The organism is Micromonospora violae, assembly GCF_004217135.1.
Lineage (GTDB): Bacteria > Actinomycetota > Actinomycetes > Mycobacteriales > Micromonosporaceae > Micromonospora > Micromonospora violae.
In genome coordinates this window covers 1,242,048-1,258,918 of sequence record NZ_SHKK01000001.1, presented here as the reverse complement: position 1 = coordinate 1,258,918, position 16,871 = coordinate 1,242,048, and the positions used below count along the sequence as shown (strand labels likewise).

The following is a 16,871-nucleotide window of genomic DNA, read 5'->3' as shown; positions in this document are numbered from 1 at the left end:
TCAATGGGTGGACACTGCGCCGCTCTCGCCGGTCAGCGGAACGCATGGGCGGGTGAGGAGCAGCGGACCGGCGCGGCACCGCGCGGCGATTCGCCCGAACGGTCCCGGCGACGACCCACCCAGCCGGACATACATCAGATGTACGGGGGCGAGCAGCCGACCCGGGTGTGTCGCACGTTCCGACCTGGACCCGCTGAAGGTCAGCGCAACCCCGGGGGACCCAAGGGCGTGTAGTCGGAAATCCCGATTGCTACGCCACCGGAGGAACCATGAACCTGACCGCGCTCCGCACCCTGCTGCCCGTCGCCGCGCTGGCCGGCCTGACCGCGTGCACCACCCCCTCCCCCGCCCCCACAGCCGGGGCGGCGAGCAGCGCGCCACCGGCCAGCGCCGCACCCACCCCGTCGGCCCAGCCGTCCACCCCTGTCGCCGCGTCGCCGAGCGGCAGCGCGGCACCCGACACCACCAGGACCGCCTGCCCGGTGAGCGCAGCCACCCTGCAACGCGCCTCGGGGTTGGACAGCAGCACCCACCGGATCGACCCGGACCACATCAAGTGCGCGAGGCAGTGGGCCACCGCCGGCGTGATCGCCGTCGACCCTCAGACGCAGGGCGACGGTGTGCTGGTCTTCAAGCACTCGGACGGCAGGTGGCAGAAGCTGGGCGAGGGCAGCGCACTCGAATGCACCCCGTTCGGCATTCCCACCGAGATCGGCGACCAGGTCGGCTGCCGCGACCATTGAGCCGCCGGGGCGGGCCACGCCCGACACAGAGGAGCCCTGACCCGCTGTTTCACCGGTCAGGGCTCCTCGTCGGTCGGGACCCGTCAGTCGCAACCCAGTGTCTGCGTCGTGCGAGGCCAGGCCTCCACCCGCTGGGAATCCGGGTAGACCACGTACGCCAGGTTGTCGGAGTCGCTCGGCGCCAACCACAGTTGCTGCCCGTCCGGGCCGGTGTAATCGGTGGTGCGGGCGTCCGCCGGCAACTCGGCGCGCGGGGCGTAGGTGGCGCGGACCTCCGCGGCGAGCCGTCCCGCGGGGTCCCGGACGTACTGCCGGTTCGCCGCCGGGCCGGTCTGACCCGGCAACGGCCAGGCGATGTGCAGAAAGGTCAGGTCCTGCCAGTCACAGTGCTCGGACCCCGCGTACGACTCGACGGCCTCGCTCTGCCCCGCGCCGTTGCTCCAGTAGGCAACCTCGGCGTCGCCCGGCCCGCAGGCGGCGACGACGAGAGTGCCGCCGATCACCGCGCAGAGGAGGGGCCAGCTGGAGCGTAGGCCGGACACCGCTGACCCCCTTCGCCGATGAGCTGTCCCGTGCGAATTCGCGTACCCGCTACTTGTCGGCCAACGTATCAAGCCGGTTGACCGAGGTGGTGATCTCATTTCCCGGCAGCGAGCGCAGGCCGTTACCCGCGTCGACCAGGTACTGCCCCTGCACCGGGTTGAGCAGCGACGCCGGCTGGTCCGGGTACGTCTCCAGGAAGAGCGTGTACTGACCGTTGTCCAGTAGTGGAACGCCGTGTTCCTCGCTGTAGGTGACTCCGTCCAGTTTGCCGCCCAACTGCTTGACCTGCACGACGTCCCCCGGCTTGACGTCACCCTTGAAGACGCGGGAGACCGTGACCGTGCGGACGGTGACGACCATTCCCTCGCGACGCTCCGCCTCCACCGGCGCGGGCAGCGCCTGCCCCTGAGGTGCGGCCTGCACCAGGCGTACGACCTTGCTGGCGGGCTCGACACGGCCCTGCACGACGAGGCTCGCCCGCTCGAAGAGCTGGTCGTCGCTGGTGTAGGAGGGGTAGTCGGCGCGGTAGAGAACGTTCTGCGGGGCGTGTGCGTCGGAGCGGTCAGTGTCGGCGGAACAGGCGGCGGCTGCTGCCACCAGCAACAGTGCGCCAGCGGCGCGGACGAGCAGGTGCGGCCTCATGCGAAACTCCTGTCCAAGTCGATGAATCCTGGGTGCTGGTCCCGGTGCGCATCGTGTCGGCCGGCCGTCCGCCTAGTAGTAGGCGTTGACGTCCGCGATGTCGTGGGCCTGCGGAGTGGTCATCGAGTTCCGATTGCGGCTGTGATTCATGATCGATGCGGACAGGCTGTTGTGCGCGAGGTTCAGCGCATGACCCAGCTCGTGCACCACCACACTCGTCACGAAATTGCTGAAGTTGCTGGCGTCCCGGTTGATCGTCCGGGAGTTGACGCGCACGTACATGCAGCTGGACCCGCACGCCTGGTAGTAGCCGTACCAGGTGTCGCTGTAGTTCGTGACCGTCAAGGTGGAGCCGGACAGGGTGTCCTTGTAGAAGGACGCGGGACTGGCGGTCGCGTTCCAGTTGGACAGCGCCCGATTGAGCGGGGTCATCCAGGTGCTGTTGTAGCTGTACGGGTAGATGCCGATGTACGCGATGAGTTGGCCCGTGCCGTTCCAGTGGGCGAGCGCCGGAGCCGGCACCGCCTGCACCGCGGCGAGCGCCACGGCCAGTGCCGCCGCGACTATCGATGAGCGTTTGGCGGAAGTTCGACGAAATGGCACAAGCGTCTCCTCATCGTGAGCTCCGAACCGGATGGAGGCGCTTGGGCGTGCGACACACGGCACGCAGTCAGCTCCCCCGTTGAGCCGTCTTGCGAGTAGCGCGGTGCTGGTAGGAAGGTCACCACCGGGATGCCGGACGGCAGTTGCTCTGCCGTTCCCAGGTGGTGCGTCGCCGGCGTGCCGTCAGCATATCTGTAAATAGCCTTTGGTCAATGCCTCCATCGGCGGGCCCGACCTGCCGCACAGCGCGGGCAGCAGCTCCCGTACACAATCGGCTTGTTCTCCGCCGGCACACAGGTGACCATGGTCGGCATGGCAGGGGCGCGGCGGTGAGATCGCCGCTTCAAGGTGGCCTACCGCCGGGCGCCGCGATGGTGGTCGGGGCCGTCGTGGAGATCGCCTGCGACGAGTCGGGATTCTCCGGTACGAACCTGCTGCACTCGACCGCACCGGTGATCACGCACGCGAGCGTAGACCTCGTCCGCGACGAGGCGGTCGCGCTCATCACCGCCCTGCGGTCCGGGTTCCGGTTCGCACCGCACGAGCTCAAGTCCGGGCGGTTCCTGCGCAGCTCAGGCGCGAAGGACGCGCTGGAGTGGTTCCTGGCGGCGTTGACTGGCCGCGCACACGTCCACCTCATCGACAAGGAGTTCTTCCTCGTCACCCGAATCGTGGACTTCCTGCTGACCGAGCCGTCGTACGCGGCCGGCACCCGACTTGCTCCCGAACTCCAGCCGGCCGCTCTCGCCCTGCACGAGGCGGGACGGGCGGCCGGCAGCGACTGGACCGCCTTCCTGTCGGCGTTCGTCGATCTCGTCCGGATGAAGCGGCGGCTTCCGGTCGACCAGACGGTGCACCGGTTCTTCCAGGCCCGGGACGCGCTGCGGCGACACGGGGTCGGCGCGGCGGCCGACGCCGTCCTCGACGGGCTCGACCCGAGCCACGTGCGGGCCGTGGTGGCCCGGCTCGACACCGACGACCGCGCGGTCCCTCCCCCACTGGAGCCGCTGCTGCCGGCACTGGCCGAGACGGTGCTGTCGTGGAGCGGCGGCCGGCGGCAGGTGCTGGTGACCCACGACGAGCAGAGCGCGCTGACGGCCGACCGCCTGACCCGCCTCCAGCGGGTGCTGGCCGACAACGGCACCGCGTCGGCGGCCGACGTCAGCCGGGTCGGCGGGCTGCCGAACGGGGTGTCACCCCTGGCCGGTCTGGTGGTGGTCGACTCCCGCGACGACCCGCGCGTCCAGGTCGCGGATCTCCTCGCCGGAGTGGCCCGGCGGATGCCCGCCATCATCGACGACGCGCTCCGCACCGGCACGGTGATCTCCGAGAACCCGGCGGGCACGCCGGCCGGGAAGCACCCCGACGTCGCAAGCCGGTCGTAGTCTCATCGAATGACGGACATCCAGACGCACACCCTGGTCATACCCGGCGTCGACCTGGTCTACGACGTCCGCGGCCCGCTGCCGCCCGCTGGCGCCCATCGTGCGCTGCTCATGATCGGCCAACCGATGACGGCGGAGGGCTTCGGAGCGCTCGCTCCGCACTTCACCGACCGCACGGTCCTCACCTACGATCCGCGTGGTCTGGGCCGCAGCGTCCGCAAGGACGATCGGGCCGACCACACGCCGCAGCAGCAGGCCGACGACCTGCACGCGCTCGTCGAGGCGCTCGACGTCGGTCCGGTCGACGTGTTCGCGAGCAGCGGCGGTGCGGTGACCGCGCTCGAACTGGTCGCCAGTCACCCCGGCGACGTCGCCACCCTGGTGGCGCACGAACCGCCGATCAACGCCGTGCTCCCCGACGCCACGGCCGCCGAGCGTGCCCGAGCCGGCTTCTACGAGGCGTACCAGGCGAAGGGCTCCGGTGCCGGGATGGCCGCGTTCATCGCGATGACGTCCTGGCAGGGCGAGTTCACCGACGCCTACTTCGCCCAGCCCACCCCCGACCCGGCGATGTTCGGCATGGCCGCCGACGACGACGGCAGCCGCGACGATCCGCTGCTGTCGAAGAACTCCTGGGCGATCACCGACTACCGCCCGGACGCGAGGCTGCTCACCGCCGCGCCCACCCGGATCGTGGTCGCCGTCGGCGAGGAGTCGGCCGGCACGTACACCGCCCGCACCGCCCTGGGCCTCGCGGCGTTGCTCGGCCAGGAGGCCGTGGTGTTCCCGAGCCACCACGGCGGGTTCCTCGGCGGTGAGTTCGGCTACGCGGGCAAGCCCGAGGAGTTCGCCGCGCGACTACGGGAGGTGCTGGACGCCGGCTGACGTCTGCGGGCTAAACCGGCCTCGGACCCACCTGTCGCTCGGCGCTCGTGCAGGTGACCCGACCAGCCGTATGGTGAGATGCGGAGGCGACGATCCGCTGTCTTCGATGAAACACCACGTGCGGCGGTCGAGGAGGACGTGATGATCGGTGTGGCGACAGTCGGCGCGATCGTAGGCGTCCTGCTCGTCGGTCTCGTGGTCCTGGTTCGTCGACCGACCGACACCCGGCCGGTGTTCCGCTGGTCGGCCCTGGCGATCACCGTGCCGGTGGCCGCCTCGCTGACGCCGTTCACCGTGGACGACTCGGGCACAGCGGCCAGCTATCTGCTCGGCGTTCCCGTCGCCGCGGCGCTGCTACCCGTTCTCGCGCAACGGGCCGGTCGGCTGACTCTGGTCGCCGATCTGGTGGCCGCGCTCGTCCTCACCGGATGGGGTCTGCTGCTCGGGCTGGGCATCGGTGTCGCGTTCCTACCAGCGGTGATACTCCTGATCGCCAGCGCAGTGGGCACCTGGGCGCCGCGACCGTCCACCACGTGACCCGGTGACTCGCGGTCAGCCGTCCGGGGTGAACAGCCCCTGAACACCGACGACGATCGCCGGTCACCAGCGCCACGAGGCCGACCACCCACGCGATCGGGGCGGCCCGACCGGCGAGGCGACCCAGGTCGTCGCCGACACGCGGCAGCAGCCGCAGCACCGCCACGGCGAGCAGGAAGCCACCGACGATGTTGGCGGCTCAGCGCGTGCACCGCCACACCAGCGGCCGATACGCCTGGTTCTCGTAGACGGCCCCGACCACCGTCAGACCGTCGTCGCTGATCCCCTCGGCCGTGTACGTGCCCGCCTCGGTCGCTCGGACCTCGGGTCGGCCCGGCAACCGGCGGGAGGTGCCGTCCGGGGCCACGATCAGCGGCGCACCGTCGCCGACCAGCACCTCACCGGTGCCGGCGATGCCGCTCGCCCCGGGGAAGGGCAACAGGCTCACCGCCCCGGTGGCGAGATTCCACCGCACCGGCAGCATCCGCACGGCGCCGCCCTGCTCGTCGCCGGGAACCATGCCGATCGCCCATTCGCCCTGTGCCGATTCGACGGACGCGCGCGGGTAGCCGTCGGGCACCGCCAGCGCCGCCCCGACGCCCTGCGGGGTCCACCGGTAGGGCCGATCGCCAACGGTGCCGACGATCGTGCCGTCCTCGGTGATCCCGGTCGCGGACGACCCCCGCTCGCCAACCAGTCGGTACTTCTGTGGGTTGTCGGTCGACCACAGCACAGCCTGGTGCGAGTCGTCGGACCTGCGGGCCGTGCCGACGATGTCGCCCCGACCGTTGATGGCGTGCGCGAGCACCGCGTCGTAGCCGGGCGGGGTGGCCAGGAAACGCAGCTTCCCATCCCGGTACAGCCAGCCGGTGCCGTCGCCATTGGTGCCGACCACATGGCCACTGGCGTTGACCGCGGCGGCGTGCCGCGCGGTCGCCGGCAGGACGGCCGGCCGACCGTCGGTCCACAGCACGACCCGTCCGTCCTCCTGCCCGGTGCCGATGTCGCCGACGATGTGCCGTCCGGTGGGATCGACTCCGTTGGCCACCGCGACCGGTCCGCCGACCGGCTGCCGCAGCCATGACGCCTGGCAGGTGACCGTGGGGCGCTGCGCGGCGGGCCCGGTCTCCGCCGGTGACACCGCGAGAGCCGGCGTGGTGGGAGCCGGCGGGCTGGCGGTCCCGCCGACCTGGACGGCGCCTACGACACCAACCCCGGCCAGCACCGTCAGCGCGGCGATCCCGCCGACTCGGCGACGCTGGCGGCGGCGCCGGCCGTCGCGGACCGCCCGGCTCAGGTCGACGCGCGGCTCCGGTACGGGCGCCGACCGCAGCAGCTCCGCGATCCGCTGCTCGTCCATGGTGGTCATCTCGGACTCCTCACTGACATCTCGGCGACGTCGAGCACCTGGCGGACGGCTGCCAACGCCCGGGCCGTCTGCGCTTTCACATTGCCTTCGGAGCAGCCCATCGCGGCGGCCGTGTCGGCCAGCGACAGGTCACACAGGAACCGCAGGACCAGCACTGTGCGCTGGCCGCGCGGAAGGCGGGCGAGCGCCGCGAGCAGGCTGTCCCGCTCGGCCAGGTCGTCGTGCGGCGTCACCGGCGAGCGCTCCGGCTCCGGCACCGACCCCAGCAGCCGAACCTTCGCCCAGCTCAACCGCTTCTCATCGACGAGCTTGTGCACCAGCATCCGATGTACGTACGCGTCGACGTTGTCGGCCCGGCTGACCCGGCCCCAGTTCACATAGAGCGCCGTGACCGTCTGCTGCACCACGTCGTCGGCCAGATGGGCGTCACCGCACATCAGGAACGCGGTCCGATGCAGGCTCGGCAGTCGCGCGGAGACGTACTCCACGAACTCACCCTCGGCATCCACCATTGAGGCTCCCTCCTCCGCAGGCTCGACGGGACCGGACGACCATCAGGTTGCGTCCCCGTCGAAGAACTGTCGGAAGCCGGACCACCCGGCCGGCGCGACCGGGCCGGCGAGCAGGCACACCGTGGCGCCACCGACCGACACCGGTGCCGGTCTCAGCCGACGGCGCTGGCCATCCGGCGTACCGCCTCGGTGATGAGCTCGGGTGCGGTGGCCAGGTTGAGTCGGACGTGCCCGCCGCCGCCGGTGCCGAACGTCAGTCCGGAGTTGAGCGCCACCCGACCACGTTCGAGGGGCACGGCGGCCGGGTCGTCGCCGAGGCCCAGGGCACCGCAGTCGAGCCAGGCGAGACAGGTGGCCTGACCGGGTTGGTAGCGGACGGCCGGCAGGTGTTCGGCGAGCAGCGCGGCGAGGAGCCGGCGGTTGTCGTCCAGGCCGGCCACCAGGGCGTCGAGCCACTCGCCACCGTCGCGGAAGGCCGCGGTGTGGGCGATCACGCCGAGGTGGCTGGTGCTGACGCTGACCCCGATCGGGACGCGGGCGAGGTCCCCGGCAGCGGCCGGACCGGCGACGAGCAGGCTGCCACGCAGGCCGGCCAGGTTCCACCCCTTGGAGGCGGACATCAGTGACAGGCGGTTCGGGCACCACTGAACAGGCCACTCATGGCCCGAGCCTAAGGCGCTGCGTCCCGGCCCGACGCCCTGGGCCACCGTCCGTCCATCCACTGTGGTTTGACCGGAACAATTCTTCGGCACGTTATTGCATTGACCAGCATCTTTGCATGCTATTCCGAAATCAACGGCGAAAAACCGCTGCGAGCCGGTAGTTCGTGACCTAGGCTGCCGAACAGCCACATCGACGGCCCGCCCTCACGCCGTGCCAGCTCCCGACCTTGCACGCCGGCCATCGCCATCCTCGACGCCGATTGGAGTATCGATGACCTGGCGTCCCACCATCGCCGCCCTGGCCGGTCTGTGCCTCGCGGTCACCGCCACCACACTGCCCGCGGGTGCTGCCGCCGACGCTGCGCAGGTCAGCGCTCACGCCCCGTTCGCCGGCCCGCCCGGCGCACCGCCCGGGGTCTGCCCGACGGGGGTCGGTTACGGCCCACCGCTGCCGGCCAGCACCGTGACGGCCCCTCGGATCCAGGGCGGGTTCACGTTCCTCGAAGGGCCGGTCTGGATCGCCGACGGCGGCTACCTGCTGATGTCCGACATGGCCGCCGGCACCGGGCCGTACAACGTCCAGCCGTCGACGATCCGCCGATTGACGCCGCCAGCGTCCTTCGACACGTTCATCGCCAACTCCGGCAGTAACGGCCTCGCGCTCAGCGCCGACGCCCAGCAGCTCATCGCTGCCACCCACGACCAGCGCAGCGTGTCCGCGTACCGGCTGAGCGACCGGGCCCGCAGCACCGTCGCCGCGAACTACCAGGGTCGGGCGTTCAACTCGCCGAACGATGTCGCGGTCCGCTCGGACGGCGTCGTCTACTTCACCGACCCGAACTTCCAGCGCGGCAACCGCCCGGACCAGATGAACGGGCGCACCAGCGTCTTCCGCGTCTCCGGCGGTCAGGTGTCGCTGGTGGACGACCGGCTGCGCCAACCCAACGGCATCTCGCTCTCGCCGGACGGGACCGCGCTGTACGTGGGCGCCTACTCCGAAAACAAGATCTACAAGTACGAGGTCCAGCCGGACGGCAGCACCGGCGCCCGCACCGTTTTCGTGAACTACATCGGCGGTCCGGACGGCGGCACGATCGACTGCGCCGGCAACGTGTACTGGACGTCCGGCTCGGACGCCCTGGTCCACGTGTACTCCCCCGCCGGCACCCCGCTCGGCACGATCCGGCCGGGCACCACCGGCACGACCAACGTCGCGTTCGGCGGCCCCGACCGGCAGACCCTCTTCATCACGTCGGGCAGGTGGGGCGACTCCGGCCTGTACAGCGTGCGCCTCAACGTCCCCGGCTACCCGTACTGATCAACGCCGAGGAACCCGCCGACCGGGGTGACGCCAGGCGCCACTGTCGCTGGGCCGCTGGCAGACGACGTCCTCTGCCGCAGCGGCCCAGCGACCCCCCACCAACAAGCGGCTGCCGGATGGGGGCGGTCCGCCGCCGCCGACCCGACGCGCCAGCCATGCCGTGGGAGGAGCCCTCCGTTGTGCTCCTCGCGGAGCTAACCCCTCCCACCGATGGCTCCCCGGGTTTGGCCGACCGGACCGCACACCTCGTCCGGCACGCAACAGGTGTTGAGCCGACCGAGTTCGCACTCAACGCACGCCGCTCCAAACAGGAGCGAGCATAGGCTCACGTTCCGTGCGCGTGTCAACATCTGTGTCGCCATGCCGGCGGTCTGCGACACTGCCGTTTAGGCCACTGAAGGGTGAGGAATCATGGTTGACGATCGGTACGCAGAACCGGAGCTGCCGCCCCTCGACACGTTGGCCGCGAGGCTGGAGTACCTCTTCGACAACATCCGCCCGACGCCCGACGAACTCAGCGACGCCGACGAGTCGGGGCGCAGATACACCAACAGAGAGATCGCCGACAAAATCAACGAAGTGGCGACGGAGACGGGCGTGACGATCAGCGCCGCTTACATCGGAGAGTTGCGCCGCGGCGTGGCCAGCGACCCCCGTACCTCACACGTCCGCGCCCTGGCCGCCGCCTTCGGGGTCAACTCGGGCTACTTCGTCGACGATGCGGCAGCACGACGAATAGAGGACCAGATCGCGCTGCTCAACGAGCTGCGCCGGATGGATGTCAAGCAGGTGGCGCTGCGCCAGGTGTTGACCGACAACGGACTCTCCGCCACGGACACCCGGCTCATCTAGCAGATGGTGGCCCGACTGCGAGCCGTGGCTGCGGGCGCCGGCGCTGGCCCGAGCACCGAGCCGGCCGAACGCGGATAGCCATGCAGATCCTTCGGTGGCAGTACACCGACGAGCAGGAGAACGCTGACGTGAGGTTGCACCGACTACGCAGGCGCTGCGAGCAGATCGTTGCCGAGCTTGAGGTCGCGCTGCCGGTGGGGGCGCAGACCGTCGCCGCGACGCAGGAAACCACCACCCCCCATCAGCGCACTGGAGACGCCCGCCGATGAGAGGCCGCTACGACAACCTGACCCGCACCCGCGATCTCGACCCGGTGCGCGACTACCTGGACATCTACCAGACCATGCTGCGCTACGAGTTTCCGTGGGACATGAAGCTCGGGCTCAACCTCGCCTTCAACCGGTCCTTCTCCATCCCCGCCATCGCCGCTGTGCACACCGCCACCGGCGAGCTGACCGAACGCACCCAGAAGCGGATCGACGACACCGGCCTGCTGATGTACGAGATGGTGCTCAACGGCTTCGACCAGCCCCGCGGCCGCGACGCGCTGCGGCGCGTCAACCAGATCCACCGCCCCTACGACATCAGCAACGACGACTTCCGCTACGTCCTCGGCTGCCTGGTCGTGATCCCCACCCGCTGGTTGCAGGCCTACGGCTGGCGCCCACCCTGCTGCCACGAACGCCACGCCACCTACCTGTTCTACCGCGAGCTCGGCCGACGGATGGGCATCACCGACATCCCCGGGTCGTTCGACGAGTTCGAGACCTGGTTCACCGCCCGCGACGCGGCTCACCTACAGCCCAACGACGACGCGGCGACCATCGAACGGGCCACCCGCATGCTGATGCTCACGCGAATCCCCCGAACCCTCGCGCCACTGGGAAACGCACTGGTCAGCGCCCTGTACGACGCGCCGCTGCGGCGCGCAACGCGAGTCGACACGCCAGCCTGGCCGATCCGGGCAGGGTTGCACCTGGCCTTGAAGACGCGCTCGCGGTTGCAGCGGTGGTTCGGAGCGCCCCGGACGACGCCGTTGTTCGCCGACGGGATCACGGCCAAGAGCTACCCCGACGGGTACGAGATCAGCCAGCTCGGCCCGCACCACCTCGCAGGTCAGCGCTGCGACGACGGATCGCACGACGGCTGGTAGGACGCCGACGGCAGGTTGGCCGCGACCAGGACGATCATCGCGGCCGCCCGGATTCAGCCGTACCCCGGGAATCGGCACGTGGGCGGGTCCGGTCCGCCGACCATCCCCCGTGGATGGTCGGCGGACCGGCTTCAGCGAACGGCGGTGGTGGTCCAGCGTGGGGAGGCGGTGGTGACCGCGACGGTCTCACCGACCAACGTGGTCGACGCCTGGGTGTCGCGCCGCGCGCTGGTGCCGACCCACAGGTCGACGTCGCCGGGCTCCACGACGCGCGTGTACGTGCGGTCGGAGAAGGCCAGGCGGGTGGTGGGAACCGTCAGCTCGACCGTGACGGACTGGCCCGGCTCCAGGTGGACCCGCCGATAGCCGAGCAGCTGCGCCAACGGCCTGGTCACCGAGGCCACGACGTCGCGGCCGTAGAGCTGGACCACGTCGTCGCCGGCGACCGCGCCGGTGTTCGTCACCCGCACGGTCACGTTGAGCTCCCCGTCGGTGGGCACCGTGGCGGCCACCGTGAGATCGCTGTACGCGAAGGTGGTGTAGGACAGGCCGTGCCCGAACGGCGCCACGGGCGTCGCGGCCAGGTTGGTCACCTCGTTGCCCGTACCAAGGGTGGGGTGCAGGTAGGAGTACGGCTGCGCGCCGGCCGACCCGGGCATTGTGATCGGCAGCCGACCTGACGGGTTGACCCGCCCGGAGAGCACTCCCGCGATCGCCCCGGCGCCCTCCTCGCCCGGGAAGAACGCCTGCACCACCGCCGCGCAGCGGGAGAGCGCCCAGCCGATGTCGTACGGTCGGCCGGTGAGCAGCACGAGGACAACCGGTGTGCCGGTCGCCAGCACCGCCTCGACCAGTTCGCGCTGGACGCCGGGCAGTTCCAGGTCGTCCCGGTCGCAGCCCTCGCCGACCGTGCCGCGTCCGAAGAGCCCGGCGTGGTCGCCGACGACCAGGACGGCGACATCCGCGGCGGACGCCGTGGCGACCGCCTCGTCGAAGCCGGACCGGTCGTCGCTGTCCACGTCGCAGCCGGCCGCCCCGGTGACGAGGCCGTCGCCGAACTCGGCCCGCACAGCGTCGAGTACGGTCGGCACCTCGATGCCGGTCTCCACGCCGGGGTGCTGGACGAGGACGTGGTTGAGGAACGAGTAGCACCCGAAGAGCGCGCCCTGCCGGTCGGCGTTCGGGCCGATGAGGGCCACCCGCCGACCCGCTGGCAGCGGCAGCGCGCCCCGGTTGGCGACCAGCACGATCGATTCCTCGGCGAGCCGGCGGGCGATTGACCGGTGCTCGGGCGAGTCGAGGTCGATCGTCTGGGGCGGCTCGTCGTCGAAGGTCGCGTCGAGCAGACCCAGCTCCTGCTTCTGCCGCAGCACCCGCAGGACCGCACGGTCGATGAGCGCCTCGTCGAGCTTGCCCGCCCGCACCGACTCCGGCAGGGTCAGATAGGCGTCGCCGGTCGGCAGCTCGACGTCGAGACCGGCCGTCAACGTCTGTCTGGCCGCGTCCGCGTGATCGCTCGCCACCTGGTGCAACAGGTTGAGGAAGGCGACGCCGTAGTAGTCGGCCACCACCGTGCCGTCGAAGCCCCACTGGTCCCGCAGGATGCCGGTCAGCATCGTCGGGTCGGCGACGACCGGCACTCCGTCGATCTCGGTGTACGAGTGCATGACGCTGCGGGCGTCGCCGTCGATGATCGCCATCTCGAACGGCGGGAGCAGCACGTCGGCCAGTTCCCGGCGGCCCATGTGCACCGGGGCGAAGTTGCGCCCGGCACGCGAGGCGGAGTAGCCGGCGAAGTGCTTGAGGGTGGCGTGCACCCCCTGCGACTGCAGGCCGCGCACGTACGACGTGCCGATGGTGCCGACCAGGTACGGGTCTTCGGCGATGCACTCGTCCACCCGCCCCCAGCGGGGGTCCCGGATCACGTCGAGCACCGGGGAGAGCCCCTGGTGGATGCCCAGGGCCCGCATCGAAGCGCCGATCGCCGAGGCCATCTCGGTGACCAGTTCGGGGTTGAACGCGGCACCCCAGGCCAGCGGGGTGGGGAAGGTTGCGGCCTTCCACGCCGACAGCCCGGTGAGGCACTCCTCGTGGACGATCGCCGGGATGCCCAGTCGGGTCCTGGTGACCAGGTCCCGCTGGAACTTCCACAGCCAGGCTGCGCGTTCCGCCGGGTCCAGGGGGCGCGTGCCGTAGGCGCGGGTGAGGTGACCGAGCCCGTGCCGGGAGAACTCCTCGAGCTTGAAGACGTCGCCGAACTCCCCCTGCAGCGGTGCGACGGCCTCGCCGTCCGCCTTCTGCCAGAAGCCGACGAGCTGGGCGACCTTCTCCTCGATCGTCATCCGGCCGAGGAGATCGTGTAGGCGTTCCCCGGCGTCCTGCCCGCCCTGTCGGCTGTGGTTCGGACCTGCCTGAGCCGGCGCCGATCCGCCCACCAACTCGTGGACCTCAGTCATGCTGTGCCTTCCTCTGGTTGTGCTCGTACCGCTGCCGCTCAGCCCTTGACCGCACCTTGCAGGCCACCAACGATCTGCTTCTCCGCGAGTGTGAAGAAGAGCAGCGCCGGCAGCATCGCCAGCGAGGTGAAGGCGAGTACGCCTGCCGTGTCGGTGGTGTATTGGCTGGAGAAGTTCTGCACGCCCAGCGGCAGGGTGTGCAGGTTGACGTCACTGAGGACGAGCAGCGGCAACAGGAACGAGTTCCAGCTGGCCACGAACGCCAGGACGCCAACGGTGACGAGCGCGGGCCGCGACAGCGGCACCGCGACGCGCCAGAGGAAACCGAGTCGACTCGCACCATCGATGGCGGCCGCATCCTCCAACTCTCTCGGGATGGCCGAGAGGAAGGGGCGCAGGATCACGATCGTCAACGGTAGGGAGAAGGCGACCTGCGGCAGGATCACCGCGTAGTAGGAGTTGATCAGGCTCAGGTCACGCAGCATGAGGTAGAGCGGCAGGATCGCCGCCCCGGCCGGAAACAGCAGACCGAGCGTGAAGAAGGTGTAGAGTCCTTCCCGCCCGCGGAAGGAGTAGCGGGCGAGCACGAACGCGGCGGCCATCCCGAGCACGACGACGGCGAGCGTGGTGCCGAAGGCGATGACCGCGCTGTTGAACGCCTGTTGCCAGAAGTTGCTCTGGGTCAGCACCCGGGAGTAGTTGTCCCAGACGAACGGGTCGGGCAGGCCGGCCGGGTTCGCAACGATCTGCGGGGTGGTACGGAAGCCGCCCACGACCACATAGACGACCGGGGCGATCGACACGGCCGCGATCGCGAGGGCGAGCGCGTAGGTGAGCGGTGTGCCCCAGGAGAACTGTCGGCGCCCGCTGGGCTGGGGGAGAGCGGTGTTCACGGCCATCGTCACTTCGCCCTTCTGGTGATGGCGCCCTCGATGTCACGGCGGAGCAGGAAACGCTGGAACAGCAGCGCCGCGACGAAGGAGATGACGAACAGGATGACCGCCACGGCGTTGCCGTAGCCCCACAGCCGGGCGAAGAACCCGTTGTCCACCATGTAGGTCGCCATGGTGGCCGACGCGCCGAGGGACCGTACCGCGGGCACCGAGGTCACCCAGATCATGTCGAAGATCTGCAGTGAGCCGATCATGGACAGGAACATCCAGATCCGGATCGTCGGGCCGAGCAGCGGGATCGTGACGTGCCGTTGGATCTGCCACCAGCTCGCGCCGTCGATGGCGGCCGCCTCGGTCAGCTCGTCGGGCACATTGGACAGTCCGGCGAGGAGCAGAATGATGGCGAAGCCGACGTATTTCCAGGTGAGGATGGCCAGCAGGGTCCAGATGACCACGTCCAGGTCAGCCAGCCACGCCTGCACCAGGCCACCCATTCCCAGTGACCGCAGCAGCGCGTCGACAGTGCCGTCGCCGGTCAGCAGCAGCTTCCACATGATGCCGACGGTGACCTCAGCGAGCACGTACGGCACGAACACCAGCAGGCGGAACACCGACCGTCCGCGGAAGCGACGGTTGAGCAGCAGCGCGATGCCCAGGGCGATCGGCCCCTGGATAAGCAGCGACCCGAACACGATGATGGCGTTGTTGCGCAACGCGTCGAGGAAGATCGGGTCCTGGAAGGCGAGGGTGTAGTTCCGCAGGCCGACGAACTCGGTGGGCGGCCCGACGCCGCGCCACCGGAACAGGCTGTAGTAGACCGCGAAGCCCATCGGCACCAGCACGAACATCACGTAGACGACGATGGCCGGCGTGGTGAGCCCGATGATCTCGTACCACTTGCGGCGGTTGTCGGCGCGGCGGGCCCCCGCGGGCCTGCGGGGGCCCGCCGGCGACGCGGGGGCGCCGCCGGCGGGCATACGGATCTGGTTGGCGGAGGTCACTTGCTTGCGGCCGCCTTCATCGCCGAGACGACCTTCTCAGGCGTCCCGTTGCCGGCGAAGATGGCGACGACCGCATCGTTCATCGCGGTGCCGACGGTGCTGCCGTAGGCCGTGTCCAGCCAGAGCTGGAAGTAGCTCGCCCCTGAAGTCGCCTCCAGGATGGACTTCAGCGCTGGGTCCGTCACGCCGCCCTCCGAGCCCTTGGCGACAGGCAGGCCCGTGCCGGTCTCGGCGTAGCCCTTCTGCACCTCGGGGCTCACGATGTACTTGAGGAACTCGACGCACTCCGCAGGGGCGTTCTTGGCGCAGGAGAACCCGTCGCCACCGCCGAGGACCGCCTTGGGGTCGCCCGGGGAACCGGAGATCGCCGGCACCGGGAACCAGCCGATGAACGAGGCGAGCTTCGCCTTGTCCGTGGCGACGGTCTCCAGCGTGCCGCGGTTCCAGTCACCCATGAGCTCCATCGCGGCCTTGCCGTTGGCGAGCATGCCGTTGGCGCTGGTCGGGTCGTTCTGGCCCGGGGTGGCGATGAAGTTGGGCTGGAACGGCTTGGTGTCGATGAAGGTCTTGAGGTCCTGGCCGGCCTTCACGAAGCACGGGTCGTCGAAGTTCTTGTCCTTGGCCGCCTTCTTGAGGGTGTCGACCGAGCAGGCGCGCAGCGCCATGTTGTACCACCAGTGCGCGGCCGGCCACTTGTCACCGGCGCCCACGGCGATCGGGACGACGTTGATCGCCTTGAGCTTGGTGACCGCGGCGTTGAGCTCTTCGAAGGTGGTCGGTGGCGCCGCGATGCCCGCCTGGGCGAACATCTCCTTGTTGTACCAGATGCCTTCGATGCCCATCCGGAACGGCAGGCCGTACTGCTTGCCGTTGACCTGCCAGGTCTCCGCGGCGATGCCGACGTTGCCGACCTCGGTCTTGACCTGGTCGGTGATGTCCTTGAGGTAGTCGGCCTCCACCTGCTCAATCATCTCGCCGCCACCCCAGGTCATGAAGATGTCCGGCGGGTCGCTGCTCAGCAGCGCGGCAGGGATCCGGGTGCGCTGGAGCTGGTTCGTCTCGATCGCCTCGATCTCGATCTTGACGGTGGGGTGGAGTGCGGAGAAGTCCTTGGCGACCTTCTCCCAGTAGGTCTTGCCGGGCCCGTCCTGCGAGGCGTTGTGCCACCACGTCAGGGTCACCGGGTCCTTGTACAGCTCGCCCTGCGGTGCCGCTTCTTCGCCACCGCCGCTGCACCCGGCGGCAGCAAGAACACTTGTCATTAACAGTGCAAGGACGGCACTTTTACGCCGCTTCGTTGCCATCGATGTCTCC

17 protein-coding genes and 1 pseudogene are annotated in these 16,871 nt (G+C 69.9%); 8 read left to right on the top strand and 10 right to left on the bottom strand.

Features of this window, described 5'->3' with window-relative positions:
* Window positions 1-269: 269 nt before the first annotated feature.
* Window positions 270-743 carry a hypothetical protein gene (locus tag EV382_RS05525; protein ID WP_130400523.1) on the top strand — a complete coding sequence of 158 codons (474 nt, stop codon included), beginning with the start codon at window positions 270-272 and terminating at the stop codon, window positions 741-743.
* Between the two features lie 83 nt (window positions 744-826).
* On the opposite strand, the gene EV382_RS05520 is transcribed toward EV382_RS05525, so the two are convergent.
* From EV382_RS05520 to EV382_RS05505, 3 genes are all read right to left on the bottom strand, one after another.
* Window positions 827-1,285, bottom strand: coding sequence for a hypothetical protein (locus tag EV382_RS05520; RefSeq protein WP_130400522.1), 459 nt, complete (start codon window positions 1,283-1,285; stop codon window positions 827-829).
* Window positions 1,286-1,334: 49 nt separating this feature from the next.
* The gene (locus EV382_RS32600) at window positions 1,335-1,928 is read right to left on the bottom strand and encodes a hypothetical protein (RefSeq protein ID WP_165435720.1); all 594 of its coding nucleotides are present in this window, start codon (window positions 1,926-1,928) and stop codon (window positions 1,335-1,337) included.
* A 72-nt stretch (window positions 1,929-2,000) separates the two neighbouring features.
* A complete protein-coding gene (locus EV382_RS05505) occupies window positions 2,001-2,531 on the bottom strand; it encodes a matrixin family metalloprotease (protein WP_130400519.1) in 531 nt (176 codons plus the stop codon).
* A 329-nt stretch (window positions 2,532-2,860) separates the two neighbouring features.
* Between EV382_RS05505 and EV382_RS05500 the strand changes: the two genes are divergently transcribed.
* The 3 genes from EV382_RS05500 (at window position 2,861) to EV382_RS05490 (ending at window position 5,338) form a co-directional block, all read left to right on the top strand.
* The gene (locus EV382_RS05500; protein ID WP_244236553.1) at window positions 2,861-3,916 is read left to right on the top strand and encodes a hypothetical protein; all 1,056 of its coding nucleotides are present in this window, start codon (window positions 2,861-2,863) and stop codon (window positions 3,914-3,916) included.
* 9 nt (window positions 3,917-3,925) lie between these two features.
* Window positions 3,926-4,801: an alpha/beta fold hydrolase gene (locus EV382_RS05495; protein WP_208758318.1), complete on the top strand. Its 876-nt coding sequence runs from the start codon at window positions 3,926-3,928 to the stop codon at window positions 4,799-4,801.
* Window positions 4,802-4,942: 141 nt separating this feature from the next.
* Window positions 4,943-5,338, top strand: coding sequence for a hypothetical protein (locus EV382_RS05490; protein ID WP_130400518.1), 396 nt, complete (start codon window positions 4,943-4,945; stop codon window positions 5,336-5,338).
* 199 nt (window positions 5,339-5,537) lie between these two features.
* Here the strand turns inward: EV382_RS05490 and EV382_RS05485 are convergent, their stop codons facing one another.
* From EV382_RS05485 to EV382_RS05475, 3 genes and pseudogenes are all read right to left on the bottom strand, one after another.
* On the bottom strand, window positions 5,538-6,707 hold the full coding sequence (locus EV382_RS05485) for a hypothetical protein (protein ID WP_130400517.1): 1,170 nt from the start codon (window positions 6,705-6,707) through the stop codon (window positions 5,538-5,540).
* The gene (locus tag EV382_RS05480; protein WP_130400516.1) at window positions 6,704-7,219 is read right to left on the bottom strand and encodes a SigE family RNA polymerase sigma factor; all 516 of its coding nucleotides are present in this window, start codon (window positions 7,217-7,219) and stop codon (window positions 6,704-6,706) included. Before EV382_RS05480 ends, EV382_RS05485 begins: the two co-directional genes overlap by 4 nt.
* Before the next feature lie 152 nt (window positions 7,220-7,371).
* Window positions 7,372-7,845, bottom strand: a pseudogene (locus tag EV382_RS05475) (aminotransferase class I/II-fold pyridoxal phosphate-dependent enzyme); the annotation flags it as partial.
* 307 nt (window positions 7,846-8,152) lie between these two features.
* Here EV382_RS05475 and EV382_RS05470 point away from each other — a divergent pair.
* The 4 genes from EV382_RS05470 to EV382_RS05455 all read left to right on the top strand — a co-directional run bounded on the left by EV382_RS05470 (window position 8,153) and on the right by EV382_RS05455 (window position 11,207).
* Window positions 8,153-9,199: an SMP-30/gluconolactonase/LRE family protein gene (locus tag EV382_RS05470; protein ID WP_130400515.1), complete on the top strand. Its 1,047-nt coding sequence runs from the start codon at window positions 8,153-8,155 to the stop codon at window positions 9,197-9,199.
* Window positions 9,200-9,613: 414 nt separating this feature from the next.
* A complete protein-coding gene (locus EV382_RS05465; RefSeq protein ID WP_130400514.1) occupies window positions 9,614-10,054 on the top strand; it encodes a hypothetical protein in 441 nt (146 codons plus the stop codon).
* An 80-nt stretch (window positions 10,055-10,134) separates the two neighbouring features.
* Window positions 10,135-10,323 carry a hypothetical protein gene (locus EV382_RS05460; protein ID WP_130400513.1) on the top strand — a complete coding sequence of 63 codons (189 nt, stop codon included), beginning with the start codon at window positions 10,135-10,137 and terminating at the stop codon, window positions 10,321-10,323.
* Window positions 10,320-11,207 (top strand): oxygenase MpaB family protein, encoded by an 888-nt coding sequence (locus tag EV382_RS05455; protein ID WP_130400512.1) that lies wholly within the window; start codon window positions 10,320-10,322, stop codon window positions 11,205-11,207. The genes EV382_RS05460 and EV382_RS05455 overlap by 4 nt, the downstream gene beginning before the upstream one ends.
* Before the next feature lie 131 nt (window positions 11,208-11,338).
* On the opposite strand, the gene EV382_RS05450 is transcribed toward EV382_RS05455, so the two are convergent.
* Genes EV382_RS05450 through EV382_RS05435 form a run of 4 tightly spaced genes read right to left on the bottom strand, consistent with a single transcriptional unit; the run spans window position 11,339 to window position 16,861 of the window.
* Window positions 11,339-13,663 (bottom strand): beta-xylosidase/alpha-l-arabinosidase, encoded by a 2,325-nt coding sequence (locus tag EV382_RS05450; RefSeq protein ID WP_130400511.1) that lies wholly within the window; start codon window positions 13,661-13,663, stop codon window positions 11,339-11,341.
* 38 nt (window positions 13,664-13,701) lie between these two features.
* Window positions 13,702-14,568, bottom strand: a complete 867-nt coding sequence (locus EV382_RS05445; protein WP_130400510.1) for a carbohydrate ABC transporter permease — start codon at window positions 14,566-14,568, stop codon at window positions 13,702-13,704.
* The gene (locus tag EV382_RS05440; protein ID WP_130400509.1) at window positions 14,565-15,557 is read right to left on the bottom strand and encodes a carbohydrate ABC transporter permease; all 993 of its coding nucleotides are present in this window, start codon (window positions 15,555-15,557) and stop codon (window positions 14,565-14,567) included. Before EV382_RS05440 ends, EV382_RS05445 begins: the two co-directional genes overlap by 4 nt.
* Window positions 15,554-16,861 (bottom strand): ABC transporter substrate-binding protein, encoded by a 1,308-nt coding sequence (locus EV382_RS05435; protein WP_130400508.1) that lies wholly within the window; start codon window positions 16,859-16,861, stop codon window positions 15,554-15,556. The genes EV382_RS05440 and EV382_RS05435 overlap by 4 nt, the downstream gene beginning before the upstream one ends.
* Window positions 16,862-16,871: the final 10 nt, after the last annotated feature.

What these genes read in the sequence shown, in the direction of transcription:
- EV382_RS05485 (WP_130400517.1), bottom strand. Translation starts at nt 6,707, where the DNA reads ATGACCACCATGGACGAGCAGCGGATCGCGGAGCTGCTGCGGTCGGCG.
- EV382_RS05460 (WP_130400513.1), top strand. Translation starts at nt 10,135, where the DNA reads ATGCAGATCCTTCGGTGGCAGTACACCGACGAGCAGGAGAACGCTGAC.
- EV382_RS05525 (WP_130400523.1), top strand. Translation starts at nt 270, where the DNA reads ATGAACCTGACCGCGCTCCGCACCCTGCTGCCCGTCGCCGCGCTGGCC.
- EV382_RS32600 (WP_165435720.1), bottom strand. Translation starts at nt 1,928, where the DNA reads ATGAGGCCGCACCTGCTCGTCCGCGCCGCTGGCGCACTGTTGCTGGTG.
- EV382_RS05480 (WP_130400516.1), bottom strand. Translation starts at nt 7,219, where the DNA reads ATGGTGGATGCCGAGGGTGAGTTCGTGGAGTACGTCTCCGCGCGACTG.
- EV382_RS05470 (WP_130400515.1), top strand. Translation starts at nt 8,153, where the DNA reads ATGACCTGGCGTCCCACCATCGCCGCCCTGGCCGGTCTGTGCCTCGCG.
- EV382_RS05450 (WP_130400511.1), bottom strand. Translation starts at nt 13,663, where the DNA reads ATGACTGAGGTCCACGAGTTGGTGGGCGGATCGGCGCCGGCTCAGGCA.
- EV382_RS05435 (WP_130400508.1), bottom strand. Translation starts at nt 16,861, where the DNA reads ATGGCAACGAAGCGGCGTAAAAGTGCCGTCCTTGCACTGTTAATGACA.
- EV382_RS05495 (WP_208758318.1), top strand. Translation starts at nt 3,926, where the DNA reads ATGACGGACATCCAGACGCACACCCTGGTCATACCCGGCGTCGACCTG.
- EV382_RS05455 (WP_130400512.1), top strand. Translation starts at nt 10,320, where the DNA reads ATGAGAGGCCGCTACGACAACCTGACCCGCACCCGCGATCTCGACCCG.
- EV382_RS05465 (WP_130400514.1), top strand. Translation starts at nt 9,614, where the DNA reads ATGGTTGACGATCGGTACGCAGAACCGGAGCTGCCGCCCCTCGACACG.
- EV382_RS05490 (WP_130400518.1), top strand. Translation starts at nt 4,943, where the DNA reads ATGATCGGTGTGGCGACAGTCGGCGCGATCGTAGGCGTCCTGCTCGTC.